This is a genomic window from Cloacibacterium sp., assembly GCF_047601505.1.
Lineage (GTDB): Bacteria > Bacteroidota > Bacteroidia > Flavobacteriales > Weeksellaceae > Cloacibacterium.
Map to the genome: position 1 here is coordinate 3,377,458 of NZ_JASGJD010000001.1, position 13,488 is coordinate 3,390,945.

The 13,488-nt window shown below is 31.0% G+C and carries 9 protein-coding genes; 2 read left to right on the forward strand and 7 right to left on the reverse strand.

Going from position 1 to position 13,488, the window contains the following annotated elements; all coding sequences use genetic code 11:
- Positions 1 to 14 precede the first annotated feature (14 nt).
- From QM746_RS15235 to QM746_RS15265, 7 genes are all read right to left on the reverse strand, one after another.
- The gene (locus QM746_RS15235; RefSeq protein WP_414984998.1) at positions 15 to 4,262 is read right to left on the reverse strand and encodes a T9SS type B sorting domain-containing protein; all 4,248 of its coding nucleotides are present in this window, start codon (positions 4,260 to 4,262) and stop codon (positions 15 to 17) included.
- Between the two features lie 93 nt (positions 4,263 to 4,355).
- Entirely contained in the window at positions 4,356 to 5,681 is a 1,326-nt protein-coding gene (locus tag QM746_RS15240) for a hydroxymethylglutaryl-CoA synthase family protein (RefSeq protein WP_414984999.1), read from the reverse strand.
- A 152-nt stretch (positions 5,682 to 5,833) separates the two neighbouring features.
- Positions 5,834 to 8,335, reverse strand: coding sequence for a M1 family aminopeptidase (locus tag QM746_RS15245; protein WP_414985000.1), 2,502 nt, complete (start codon positions 8,333 to 8,335; stop codon positions 5,834 to 5,836).
- Positions 8,336 to 8,338: 3 nt separating this feature from the next.
- Positions 8,339 to 8,644 (reverse strand): hypothetical protein, encoded by a 306-nt coding sequence (locus tag QM746_RS15250; protein ID WP_414985001.1) that lies wholly within the window; start codon positions 8,642 to 8,644, stop codon positions 8,339 to 8,341.
- Positions 8,641 to 8,871, reverse strand: coding sequence for a hypothetical protein (locus QM746_RS15255; protein ID WP_414985002.1), 231 nt, complete (start codon positions 8,869 to 8,871; stop codon positions 8,641 to 8,643). The genes QM746_RS15250 and QM746_RS15255 overlap by 4 nt, the downstream gene beginning before the upstream one ends.
- Before the next feature lie 101 nt (positions 8,872 to 8,972).
- Positions 8,973 to 9,860, reverse strand: a complete 888-nt coding sequence (locus QM746_RS15260) for a hypothetical protein (RefSeq protein ID WP_414985003.1) — start codon at positions 9,858 to 9,860, stop codon at positions 8,973 to 8,975.
- A complete protein-coding gene (locus tag QM746_RS15265; RefSeq protein ID WP_414985004.1) occupies positions 9,860 to 10,654 on the reverse strand; it encodes a thymidylate synthase in 795 nt (264 codons plus the stop codon). The genes QM746_RS15260 and QM746_RS15265 overlap by 1 nt, the downstream gene beginning before the upstream one ends.
- A 179-nt stretch (positions 10,655 to 10,833) precedes the next feature.
- Here QM746_RS15265 and QM746_RS15270 point away from each other — a divergent pair, with 179 nt between their 5' ends.
- Complete coding sequence (locus QM746_RS15270) at positions 10,834 to 12,141, forward strand: TolC family protein (protein WP_414985005.1); 1,308 nt, start codon at positions 10,834 to 10,836, stop codon at positions 12,139 to 12,141.
- A gap of 11 nt (positions 12,142 to 12,152) precedes the next feature.
- A complete protein-coding gene (locus tag QM746_RS15275; RefSeq protein WP_414985006.1) occupies positions 12,153 to 13,421 on the forward strand; it encodes an efflux RND transporter periplasmic adaptor subunit in 1,269 nt (422 codons plus the stop codon).
- Positions 13,422 to 13,488: the final 67 nt, after the last annotated feature.

Below are 13,488 nucleotides of genomic sequence, written 5' to 3' on the forward strand. Positions count from 1 at the left end.
CTTTTTTAGTTATTTTAATTTCTATTTTTTAATAAAATCCAGCCGTTGTAGATTCTTCCGTCTGCTGCATTGATGAGATACCAATAAGCATCTGTGGTAACGTTTCTTCCATTGAATTTACCATCCCAAATAAATTCGCTATTGCTAATTTGCTTGTAAACCAAATTGCCGAATTTATCAAAAATCTGCAAAGTAGAACTCTCTGGGAAAACATCTAATCCCGAAAGTTTCCAATAATCATTAATCCCGTCTCCATTTGGTGTAAGCGTATTAATGATGCTAAAAATCCTTCCCATTCTCATATCTCCACGGCAATCTGAATCTGAATATCTTACATAAAAAGTATAATCTCCAGGTTTTAAATTCCCAAAACGATTGCTTTCTTGCCAATTCATCATATCCATAGAATAGAGAATTTTTCTACCAGCGATGCCTGTTGCAATTACATCATAATAATCATTTTGACCTCTAAGAGCTGTAATTTCTGGAGTGTCTATATTTATTACTTTGAAGGTTGCGGTATAATCACAATTAAGAGAATTGGTAAGTGTTAATTTATACGTTCCAATTTGTTTTACGCCAGAGATAAAATCTTTATTAGCTCCTTCAGAAATGCTTCCGTCTGGATATTCCCATTTGTAATAAACAACATTTAAACCTGTGAAATTTGGTCTTATTTCTAATCCTATTTCGTCATTTTTACAATAATAATAGTCTTGAATTTCTATCATTGGAGTTTTCTTCAAAACAACATCTATTGTAAAATAATTAGGACAAAAACCACTTTGTGAAACTTTTACATAAAATTTTGTAATTCCTTTTGCTGCATCAAATAAATAAGAAGAAGACTTTGGAATTTTATTTTGAGAACTCGTCATATCCTGATAGGTTTCAAAATATTCGTAAGTGTATGAAGAATTACTAAATGTAGTTTCATAATCTGTTAAACTTATCGTTTCCTTATTATCATTACCTGTATCGCAAACGTCTTTGTTAAACTGGTTCTGACTTAAACTTAACTGAGTTCCGTTTACAAAATTTACTTCGGCGCTACTTCCACAATCTTTTAAATTTTCTACATAAACCCAAATTTTAGAAGTATAAGGATTGAGAATAAAATTGCTAGGATTCTGTATTTCTTTACCCGAAACTCCAATATCTGCCTGATTGAGATAAAAAGTAAAAACGTTTTCGGAACTTGGTATTTGCACCATTTGAGCAGTGTAATCCATTAAATTCACATCATAAAAACCATCTACATTATTATCACAAATTTGAATAATAGAATTTCTTGCTTTGGCAGGAAAATAAGACAACAAATTGATTGGAGCTACCGAATAACATCCATAAGTTTTAGATTGAAATCTGGCATACACATAAACATTTCCCGCAGAAGTAGGATAAGGAGAAGTTATTTTACCAACATTAGTTCCGTTATTAGCGTCTTCTTCAGTAACATAATACGTTATATCTAAATCTGAAAGTAAAACTTTATTAATACTTTGGTCAAAAATCTGTGAAGTCGCCAAATCTAAGTCAAATGATTCTCCAAAATTTAAATCTTTATCACAAAGTTTCAGAACTGCATTTTTGGTTAAATAAATAGGCGGATAAAATTCTAAGTCAAATGTAATTTTAGCAGCAGAAACACAATTAGAAAGCCTATTTCTAACTCTTACATATACCTCGCTTCCATTAGAAACAGGAATTTTGGTAGGATTATAATATGGATTACTGAAAATTTTATTTTGTGCATCATAAGACTGATAATACGCAAAATCTACATTTTCATTATTGATATTAATTTGAGATTCGTATAAAGTAGCATCTAATTCTTCCACACCATCTGCATTATTATCACAAATATTTTTAACGACAGCCGTTACTTCCGATTTAATTTTTGGAGTACTTGCAAGGCTAAATGTTACCGGAAAAATTAAAACACAATCTCTATAACTAACTCTAGCATACACCACAAGACTTCCGTTAATTGTAGCTGTGGTAATATTGGTCCCACTTACATTAGCTGTTGCAGCGGCATTGGACGCAAAAAATAAAACCTGCGTTCCATATTGATAGTTGACAAATCTATAATAATTACTAAGCTGAACAACTTCTGTATTATCATTCAAATCATCACAAATAGAGAATTGGTCTATATTCTTAACCAAATGAATTAAATATACATTAATTGCTTTTATAGAATAACAATCTGTGCCTTTGTCAAACCTTGCATAGAAGGTTTTGGTAATAAAATCTCCATCATCTGTAATAATTTGATTTGCAGGAATTATTCTATTTGGATCATTCGCCATTGCATCTTGGTAATTTCCAAAATAAATAGGACCAGTAACCGTTCCGTCTAAAGGGTCTAGAAGCATCCCTGTAGTTAGTGTGTCTAAATTTACGGGTATATCTTGCGTGCCATCAAAACAAATATAAGTATTAGAATCATTAAGTTTTATTACTCCAAAAATTACATTCATATTAATTTCTGCAATAGAAAAACAACCACCAGGATATTCTACTCTAGCAAATACTTTATACTGTCCGTCTCTAATAGTAGTCATGCCGCTGCTGTAAGGAGATGCATTGTAAGCATTGTCATAAGAACTAAAAACTCTTATTAAAGAAACTCCGGCATCCGTTGTAACTTTATTTTTCACCAAATCTGCCCAATTAAAATTTTCAATTCCATCATCATTAGAATCACACATTTTAACTTCAATATCTACTGGAGACGTAACAATTGGCGTTGGATTAAATTTCACCGTTACAGGGCCTAAAACATTGGTACACGTTTGGTAATCTAATCTTACATAAAACTGACTCCCATCTACTAAATCATAATTAGTTTTTTGATTTCTATTATTTAAAGCATCGTCATAAGACAAGTAATAACGAATTGTTCCATAATAATTATATCCAACTAATCTTGTACTGAAATTACTTAACAAATAATTACGCTCAATTTTATCATTCAGCATATCGCAAACTTCAACCTGATTGGTAAGAATATTCTCAGAAAAAAATTGAAATTGCAGCGTAGTTGTTCTTTTACAATTTGGCGTATTTTTATTAGAAACCGTTACATTAAAATTTCTATTCGAACTTATCGAGAAAGGAGTATTTTCGTCTACTGCCAAACCAGTTGCTGCATCTATAAATTCAAAATTAAAATTAGAAATATCATTAGTTGTAAGAAACTTTTTATAATCTGCCAGCGTAATTTTGTCAGCAATATTACAAACTATTTTAGTGTAAGGCTGAACCGTAGGATAATCTGTGGCAAATTTTATATTAATATCGTCAGTATAAGTAATAGATTGCCCGTTACAAGTATTGTAAACGATGTTTACTTTAAATGTTTCATCTTTTTGAGGACAAACCATCTGATTTTTACTATAACCAATCACATTTCCTGCTCCATCAAACCAAGTAAAATAAGGCACTAAATTACTACCAGAAGGAGCAAAAATCCATGCTTCATTTTGAGCCGACCAAACTCCCGTATTTCTTCCAGGAGCTGAAACCCCCAAATTACCAGAAGCATCATTTATTCCAATTAAAGCATTTGGATATTTTGCCAAATTACAAGGAAGGTCTTTATTTTTAACAAAAACCTCTATTTTATTGCTTCCTTCCGAAAGAACAATCTGCGAAGTGGAAGTTTGAGGTTCACAACCTGAAACATTTCCTGCTTCAAAATTCACTATAAATTTTCTAAATGGCGCTGAACCTATAACAGAATAATTTATTTCAGAATTATCAGTTTTTAGAAAATACATATCGTGAAGCACTCCAAAAATAGATTCTTTAGGCAAATTTTGACTTGGTAAAGTATCTGTAAAATTGGGCGCATTAGGCTGATTTGCTTGTCCTACATCAAAACTTATCATTCCATTAGAGCCAATTACTAATTTATTATAAGCATTACCATAAAAACAAAAAGTAAAAGGCAAATCTATTGTCCCGGAAAAAGAATCGTCTAAATTTTCTTTAATTACCGTTTTGTTCGTAGCTGAATAAGGAGAATAAGGAATTGACGAAACAGAATAAGAATTTGTAAGTTTAAATTGAGGATAATTAGCCGTTAAATTAATACAACTACCATTTACAAAAGGATAACTACAATCTATAACCGGATTTTGATTTCCTTGTCCATCAGAGATATAGAAATCTGATTGGCTTTGAGACTTAAAAAAACCAACCGATATTACAAATAATGTAAGAATATAAATAATTAATTTTCTAAATCTCATTAAAAATAGATTTTACCAAAATTATTAATTAAAAACGAAAAATTGACATGTTTATTAAAAAAAAATAAAACCGAGATTGCTCTCGGTTCATTATTATCTTTTTGCGTAATATCTAGCACCAACCAGAACTGGATTTTCTTTTTCAATTTTCGTTAATCCAAAACCTTTCCAATCTGGATTTACAGACTGTTCTAATTGCTTTCGGTGGAGTTTTTCGTAAGTATCAAAATCTATTGCTGTTCTTTTTGATAATTCATCAAAAATATTCCATTTTTCAACTACTTTCTTCCAATTTTCGCCAACTTTACCTGCAAAAACTTTAGATTTGCTACCACTTCCATAAGCCAAGAAACCAATTTCTTTGCCTGCTAATTCTTCGTTATTGCTATAAGAAACTTGCAACGAAGAAAGAAGTGCCATATAAATAGAAGCGGTGTACATATTACCAATTTCGGAACTTGCACGTTGAGAAATTTCTATTTTATCGGCTACTAAATTTTTATATTCTTCGGTTTGAGCAATTGCTTTTATATCATCAAAAGTTGCAGTATTCATTCCGTTTTCAATTCCAAAAATCTCTGTAAATAATCTCTTCCCGTGGAATGCATAAGGCAAATGGAAAATCAAAAATCTCCAATTTTCATAAGGTTTCACTTTGCCACTTTCTTCTTTATAATGAGCATAAGCTTCTCTTATTCTGTCTTGATAACATTGGTTAGAATATTGCCCTTCAAAAACAGGTTCGTCTGTGAAAATTTCTACTTTATCAGCAAAAGTATCTGGTAAACCTTGCACCAAATTTTTGGTAGTTGGTCTTCTTGGTTTAAAAAAATCAAAAACGCTATCTGTAGCAACACCGAATTGATTTTCAATCTCCAAAAGTAAAGGATTTGCAGAAACCAAAACCGCTACAGCACCACCACCTTGAGTATATTCTCCAGTAGAAGCCAATTCATATTTTGCATAATCGCTTGCAATTACTACCGCTTTTTTTGTAGGATTAGCTCTTACAAAATCTAAACAATTGTGTAAAGCATCTACGGCTCCTACGCAAGCAAAAGTAATATCTACAACATCACAATTTTTGAAACTTCTTTCGCCAAATTCTTCTGCTAAAGCGCCTTCTACCATTTGCATGGCATAAGTAGCTGTAGGTTTTGCTGCATCTACTGCACTTTCGGTTCCTAAATAAATTCTAGAAATTTCTTTAGGATTTATATTATAATCTTTTATTAATTTTAGTAAAGCTTCTGCCGCAAAAGTGGCTGCATCTTCGTGCACATCTGGGAAAGCCATTTTTTTCAATCCCAATCCTTTTTCTAGTTTTGCAGGTTCTATACCACGTTTTTCTGCTAAATCTTTAATTTCTAAGTACAAAGTTGGTACAAAGAAACTTGCCGCTTCAATTCCGAATTTCATTTATTAATGTTTATATTTTTACTAATCTTCCCTTTTTTTAAAAAATTTGTACGAATTTAATGAGTTGAAAATTCATGACAAAAAATTAAAGGATGATTTTTATAGGATTAATTTCCTCAATAACGAAAACCCTTTATTTTAGATGGTTTCTATTATTCGTTATACGCTTCAACTGTTTTATTGATTAATTCTACCTGAGAATTTAAACTTTGGTTGCTCGGATTTTCTCTAAAAACTTTCATTTTTCGGTCTAAACCTTTTTTCAGAATATCTCTAATCATCATTTTAGCTTGAGGATTATCACCAATCTGAGCTTTTACTTGTTTTAAAATACCTGTAAGTTTTTCTACTGCTTTTATATTATCAGAATCCATTATCCAATTAAAACCTTCTTCTGCTGGCTGCGCCAAATTAGGATTTTGGAAAGCAATAAAAGGATAAAATGCAACGGTTTGCGCAATATTTGGCATTTGAGAAACTATTTTATTTTTCACAATTATGGGCAATAATTTGTCCATTACGCTTTCGTCGGCATTTTCTAAATCTACTTTATCTAAAAGCGAAGCTACTTTTTCTGGGCTAGTTTCAGCAAGTCCGGCAATTGCATTTGCTTTCACCGAATTAGAAACAGAGCTTAGACTTTTTTCAAATAATGGTGAATATTTTGGATTTTTAGTTTTTGCCAAAACTCCAATTGCAGCACCTTGAACCAAAGTTTTTGGGTCGTTTTGAGCTAATTTTTCTACATCTGCCAAGAAATCTTTTGCATCTTCTGGAACAGATTCTAAAGCCAACATTCTATTTCTGAAGAAATTATCTTTAAGCGCTGCCGAAATCGTTTTATTAGCAAAAGGATTTTTACCTACACTATCTTTAGAAGCTTCTATTGCATTGTATTTGCTATGAAAATCTTTAGAATTGGTATATTGAAGATACAATTGCTCTGGCGTTTTGTCTTGTTTAATATCACAAAGCAAAATTCCATCTGCATTGGCATTAATTAATTCAGGATTTTTAGCTGCATCAAAAACGAAATTATTTTTAGAAGTTGCCGTTACCCAAACATTTTTTCTAGAAATTTTACCATTTTCTAAAACATCAATTGCTAAAGGAAATTCAAATTTTTGGTCTTGAGTTTGAGCTACAGAAACCGTAACTTGTTTTTTCATGGCATCATAAGTAGAAGAAACTTCTAATTTTGGATAACCACTACCAAAATACCATTGATTAAAGAACCAGTTGAGATCTTTACCCGAAACTTTTTCTAAAGAAAGTCTTAACTGATGCGCTTCTCCGGTACTATATTCGTTAGTTTTAAGATAATCTGTAAGTCCGGCAAAAAAAGCATCGTCTCCCAAATAATTTCTCAACATGTGAAGAATTCCGCCTCCTTTGTTGTAAGAAACTCCATCAAACATATCTTCTCTATCGTGATAATCGAATCTTACTAAATCTTTGGTAAAATTTTTAGGGTCTGCTTTAGACGTTTTAAGCGATTTCATTAACCAATAATCTGCTTGGTCTTTTCCGTATTTGTATTCGTTCCAGAGATATTCTGAATAGTCTGCAAAACTTTCGTTAACGGTAAGATTACTCCAACTTTCTGCGGTTACTAAATCTCCGAACCAATGGTGAAATAATTCATGAGCAATTACGTCTTCCCATTTATTTTCATCAATTAAATCTCCAAGTTTTTGTTGAGCAGATTCTTGGTGAAGTGTAGAAGTAGTGTTTTCCATCGCTCCAGAAACGTAATCTCTGGCCGTCATTTGAGAATATTTTTGCCAAGGGAAATCGTAATTTAATCTTTTGGAGAAAAACTCTATCATTTCTGGTGTATTCCCAAAAATTTGTTTTGCATAAGGTTCGTATTCTTTTTCTACGTAATAATTCACTTCCTTATCCCTCCATTTATCTTTTACAACAGCATAATCGCCAATTCCCATAAAAAACAAATAAGTAGAATGTCTTTTGTCCATCACCCAATGGTCTGTTCTAAGATTTTCTCCTAAATTTTGAGAATCTTTTAGCAAACCGTTCGATAGTGTTACATATTCTTTAGGAACGGTAATATAAATTTCGCTGGTAGTTTTTTGATTGGGTTTATCAATGGTAGGAAACCAACAAGATGAAGATTCGGTTTCACCTTGAGTCCAGATTTGTGTAGGTTTATTAGGGTCTTTTCCTTGTGCATTAATAAAATAAAGACCTTTCGCATCATTAATCGCGGCAGAACCTTTTTGTTTCACTTCATTTGGTCTTGCAACATATTTGATATAAACCGTGTAATCTTGATTTTTCTGATACGTTTTATCCAAAGAAATCTTAAGAATATCATCTTTATAAGTATATTTCAAAGGAGTTCTTGCACCATTTTTTTCTATCGATACATCACTAATAATCATCGCTTTAGCATCTAATTCCAACTCATTAGAATCATAGAAAAAAGGAGAAGCAGTAATCCAAGCTTCGCCATTCATTTGTTCTTTTTCAAAATTGAAATTCACACGCAATTTAGTGTGTTTCAGCTCTGTAACTTTAGTATGAGTTGCTCTATAAACTCCTGTTCTGCCAGAAATTTCTGTTTGAGCGAAAGCTGTATTTTCGTTAAAAAACACACCTAAAAATAGTGCAGCAATGATTAGTTTTTTCATTATTTATTTAAGTAATTTTTTTAATTGTTGAGGATTTTTTTTATTAGCCCAAAATAACAAAACATCATAATTATTTTCAGAAATTTTTACAAAGTATGTTGTAACTTGCTTATTTCCTAAAAGAGCAAATTGAATTTTTGAATTTTTATAATGTGGATAATTTATAATACCCAATTCTAAAGATTGGATAAACGTTTCGATATCATTTCTGAAATTATCTATTTGTTTTTGCTTCCATTTGTATTTCAAAAAAGTATTGATTTCGTCTAAAGAATCGAGTGCTATTTTGGTAAAATGAACTTCAATCATTTGAAAGTTTTATCTAATATTTCTTTAGAATATTTTACTTTTTCACCGTTTTTAGATTGTTCTAGACTTTTTTCTAATAATAAATCTTTAATTTCTTCATTTTCTTTGTCGGAAAGCATCTCATTATCTTTTATCAATTCAATATCAGAAATACCTTTTATCTGCGACAAAAGTTTCTTAATAAAAGGAATATCGGCGTATTCATTTAAGCTGATTCTTATTTCCATCATCCTTGATTTTCAACAAAGTTACTATTTTTTAAAAATTAATCAATATTTCTAAAAATAAAAAAGTTTAGAATAAAATCTAAACTTTAATTTATAAAACCTTAGTCATCATCAATATTAATATTATTCCTATTCAAAAACCATATCATTTCAATTTCATTGTCTTTCCACACGGTATCTTTTTTTAGTGTTTTTTTGATAAAATCATTATTTGATATATTATTAAATCTCACTAACTCTCTTATGTATGTTTCAAATTGATAATAATTAAGCGAATCTTTATTCAATAAACTTTTAAATTCTAACTGTAGTTTTTGATTATAATCTGCTTTGTGCCAATTAGATAAATAAATAATTGCATCTTTATTCTTATCAACAAATGCTAATTTTTCTATTTGTTTTTTAAAATGACTAGGATATAATCTGTTTTTAAAAGCATAACGAAGTAATTCTTCTTCTGAAGTATTATACAATACTAAAGAGTCTAATTTCCTCAATAGCTTTTCTTCTTTTTTTTCAGAAAAAAGATAATTTTTATAAAATGCTACTGCTATGATTTCTTCACCAATAACACAACCATTTTGTGTTTCAACTTTTGATTTTCTATTCTTTAAAAAATCTAGAAAGACTTTATAAATATCACTATAATTTGCTTCTGACAAAGCAATTGCGGAATATAAAGCGACAACACTATTTTTGTTCTTGGTTAATAAAACCAAATCTTTTGTAGAAGCTAAAGATTTTAATTCTTTGAAATTTTCAAAGTTAGCAGCCTTAATTTGCCCTTTTGCTAAAACTCCGTTTTCATAACCATTAATTTTAGAAATATTTAAAACAACACTTTTCAAATATTCTGGCACATCTTTACTATCTAAAACTGCTTTTTCTGTAGGGAAGTCTTCTATAATTTTAGCATAAGAAACATCTTCCTTTTTTTTGCAAGAAAAAAGAATTAGGACTATTAAAAATATTTGTATTAATGATTTCATCACACCGCTACTGGTGCTTTAATTCCGGGATGTGGATTGTAATTTTCTAAAGTAAAATCTTCAAAATTAAAATCAAAAATGTCTTTAATTTCTAGATTAATTTTCATTATTGGTAATTCTCTTGGCTCTCTAGAAAGTTGTTTTTGCACTTGCTCAAAATGGTTATTGTAAATATGAACATCACCAAAAGTATGCACATAATCTCCTACTTCTAAACCACAAACTTGCGCTACCATCATCGTAAGCAAAGCATAACTTGCAATATTGAAAGGAACTCCCAAAAACACATCTGCGCTTCTTTGGTAAAGTTGTAAAGACAGTTTTCCATCGGCTACATAAAACTGAAATAATGCATGACAAGGCGCTAAAGCCATGTTTGGAATTTCGGCAGCATTCCAAGCAGAAACGATGAGTCTTCTAGAATCCTGATTTTTCTTAATTTGCTCTATCACTTCAGAAAATTGGTCAACTATTTTATCATCTGCACCTTTCCAACTTCTCCATTGCGCGCCGTAAACTGGACCTAAATCGCCATTTTCGTCTGCCCATTCGTTCCAAATGCTTACACCGTTATCCGTAAGATATTTGATGTTGGTATCTCCTTTTATAAACCAAAGCAATTCATAAATAATAGATTTAAGATGAACTTTTTTTGTGGTAACCAACGGGAAACCTTTAGACAAATCATAGCGCAACTGGTAGCCGAAAACGCTTCTGGTTCCAGTGCCTGTTCTGTCGGTTTTGTCTGTTCCATTATCGAGAATATGTTGGAGTAAATCGAGATAGTTTTGCATTTTTATTATAATTGAATTTTCAAATTTAGAAAAACATCTTTAAAAAATTGATACAAAAATTAAATTTAAAAAATATTCAACACAAAATACAGATGTTCTTCTATAAAAATTTGCATTTGGTCTATTTGATTTGAGATTAATATATAGTTGAAGCAATTTTGTCTCATAAAATAAGAGTTATGCGAAAACTTACCTATATAATACTGCTACTTTTAGGAACATATATTTCCGCTCAAAAAGTATGGTCTCTTCAAGATTGTCTTAATTATGCCGTTGCCAATAATATAACTGTAAAAAAAGCAGCGCTAACTAAGACTACAGACCAATTAAATTACGAACAAGCAAAAAACAACAAACTTCCTACGGTGTATGGTTCTGCTTCTATGGGACTTACCAATGGTTCTAGTATAGACCCAATTACAAGTAGTTTTGTAAATCAAACCATTTTATCTAATAGTTTTGGTGTTTCTGGCAATATTACTTTATACCAAGGAAATAAATTAAATCTTGAAATTGAGAAAAATAAAATTCTAACTTCTCAATCCGAATTATATCAAAAACAAGCAGAAAACAACATTACATTGAGTGTTTTAGAAGCTTATTTACAAGCTTTGTATTATTTTGAAGGAATTAAAATTGCAGAATATACCGCCAATTCTAGCGCACAAGAACTTAAACTTACCGAAGTAAAATATAAAAATGGTGCCATTGCAAAACTAGACCTTGCAGATGTAGAAACACAAAATGCTCAAAATCAATACAATGCTGTAAACAGCAAAAATCTTTACAATCAGCAGGTTTTAAAATTAAAACAATTATTAGAACTTGACCCAAAAGAAGACTTTGAAATCGAAAAAATAACTTTAGATGATGCTTACAAAATTATACCTGATAAGCAAGAAGTTTTCTCTAAAGCACAAGAAGTTTTTCCAGATGTAAAAATCTACGATTTGCAAAATGATGTGCTTTCAAAAGATTTAGAAATTACAAAAGCGGGTTACAAACCTACTTTAACAGCTAATGCAGGACTAAATTCTGGATACACTAACACACAAGATTACACCTATTTTAATCAATTAAAAAACAATTTTAATAAATCTTTAGGCTTGTCTTTAAACATTCCTATTTTTTCTAAAAAACAAAATGACACGAATGTAAAACTTGCCAAAATAGAAATAGAGCAAAACAAATTAGATAAAATAAGCGCCCAGAAAACTCTTTATTCTAATATAGAAACAGCGTGGCAAAATGCAATTTCTAACCAAGCGCAACAAGAATCTTCTAAAGTTGCCAAAAACAATGCAAAATTAGCCTACGAACTTGCCAATAAAAAATATGAATTCGGTGGATTAACACCCACAGAACTTGCTGTAAGCAGAAATACTTACCTCAGCAATGAACAAACATATCTTCAGTCTAAATATATGGCAACATTATATGCAGAACTGCTTAATTTTTATCAAGGAAATCTATCTACTCAAAAATAAAATTATTCGTTATGAATCCAAAATATAAAAAATATTTAAAAACTTCCGCTTTTGCTATTATCACGATAATTGTTGTTTTCTTAGGTTATCTATTCTTCGGAAAAGAAAAAGAAACTCCAATAGAAGTACAAACCGTAAAGATGAACAAAGGCGCCATTACTACTTCTGTTACCGCAACAGGTACAGTAGAACCAGTAGACCAAGTAGAAGTAGGTACGCAAGTTTCTGGTTTGGTAGATAAAATTTATGTAGATTATAATTCTCCTGTAAAAAAAGGACAATTATTAGCCGAACTAGACAAAACCAATCTTCAAGAATCTGTAAATAACGCTTTTGCTCAATATTCTGCTGCTCAAAACGAACTAAATTATTACCAGCAAAACTATAACAGACAAAGCAATATGTTTAAATCTGGCGTCATCAGCAAAGCAGATTACGAACAAGCCGCTTATCAGGTTCAAAATGCAAAACAAACGCTTAATCAAAGAAAAACCGCTCTTGCTCAAGCCAGAACAAATCTTAGTTATGCCAACATTTATGCTCCTATTGATGGTGTAATCTTAAGCAAAGAAGTAGAAGAAGGACAAACCGTTGCCGCGAGTATGTCAACTCCTACCCTTTTCAAAATCGCAAAAGATATTACAAAAATGCAGGTTGAAGCTAATGTAGATGAAGCAGATATAGGCGGTGTAGAAGTAGGGCAACGTGTAAGTTTCACGGTAGATGCTTATCCTCAAGAAGAATTTAGCGGTAAAGTTCGTCAGGTTCGTTTGTCTGCAACTACAACATCTAATGTGGTAACTTATACCGTAATTATTGACGCAGACAATCCTGAACAAAAATTAAAACCTGGGCTTACGGCTACAGTAACAATTTTCACGCAAGAATTAAATGACATCAATACTATTCCTGCTGCAGCGATAAGTTTTACACCAGATACAGATGTTTTGAATCAATATTATCTACAAAATAAAATTACTGCAAAAATTCCCGAAATAAAAACCGGAAAAAACAAAGAAAAATTTATCTGGATTAAAAACGAGGACAATAGTTTGGTACAAAAACCTATTACCATTGGTAGCAATGACGGTATAAACATACAAGTAGTAAAAGGTCTCAATGGAACAGAGAACATTGTAACTTCTCTGGAAATTCAAGAAGAAACCGTAGCAAAATCAGACTCAGAAAGTGGAGACAGTCCTTTTATGCCAAAACGCCCCGGAAGTAATAAAAAAACAAATAGTAAAAGTTCTAACCAAGGTCCGCCTCCGGGAAATTAAAAATTAGTATTTGATTTAGTATTTTGAATGAATTTAATTCTAAAAATTAAAAATCAACAATCCAAAA

Coding starts and splice junctions, on each gene's coding strand:
- QM746_RS15260 (WP_414985003.1), bottom strand. CDS start 9,860: ATGAAATCATTAATACAAATATTTTTAATAGTCCTAATTCTTTTTTCT.
- QM746_RS15275 (WP_414985006.1), top strand. CDS start 12,153: ATGAATCCAAAATATAAAAAATATTTAAAAACTTCCGCTTTTGCTATT.
- QM746_RS15240 (WP_414984999.1), bottom strand. CDS start 5,681: ATGAAATTCGGAATTGAAGCGGCAAGTTTCTTTGTACCAACTTTGTAC.
- QM746_RS15270 (WP_414985005.1), top strand. CDS start 10,834: ATGCGAAAACTTACCTATATAATACTGCTACTTTTAGGAACATATATT.
- QM746_RS15250 (WP_414985001.1), bottom strand. CDS start 8,644: ATGATTGAAGTTCATTTTACCAAAATAGCACTCGATTCTTTAGACGAA.
- QM746_RS15245 (WP_414985000.1), bottom strand. CDS start 8,335: ATGAAAAAACTAATCATTGCTGCACTATTTTTAGGTGTGTTTTTTAAC.
- QM746_RS15265 (WP_414985004.1), bottom strand. CDS start 10,654: ATGCAAAACTATCTCGATTTACTCCAACATATTCTCGATAATGGAACA.
- QM746_RS15235 (WP_414984998.1), bottom strand. CDS start 4,262: ATGAGATTTAGAAAATTAATTATTTATATTCTTACATTATTTGTAATA.
- QM746_RS15255 (WP_414985002.1), bottom strand. CDS start 8,871: ATGGAAATAAGAATCAGCTTAAATGAATACGCCGATATTCCTTTTATT.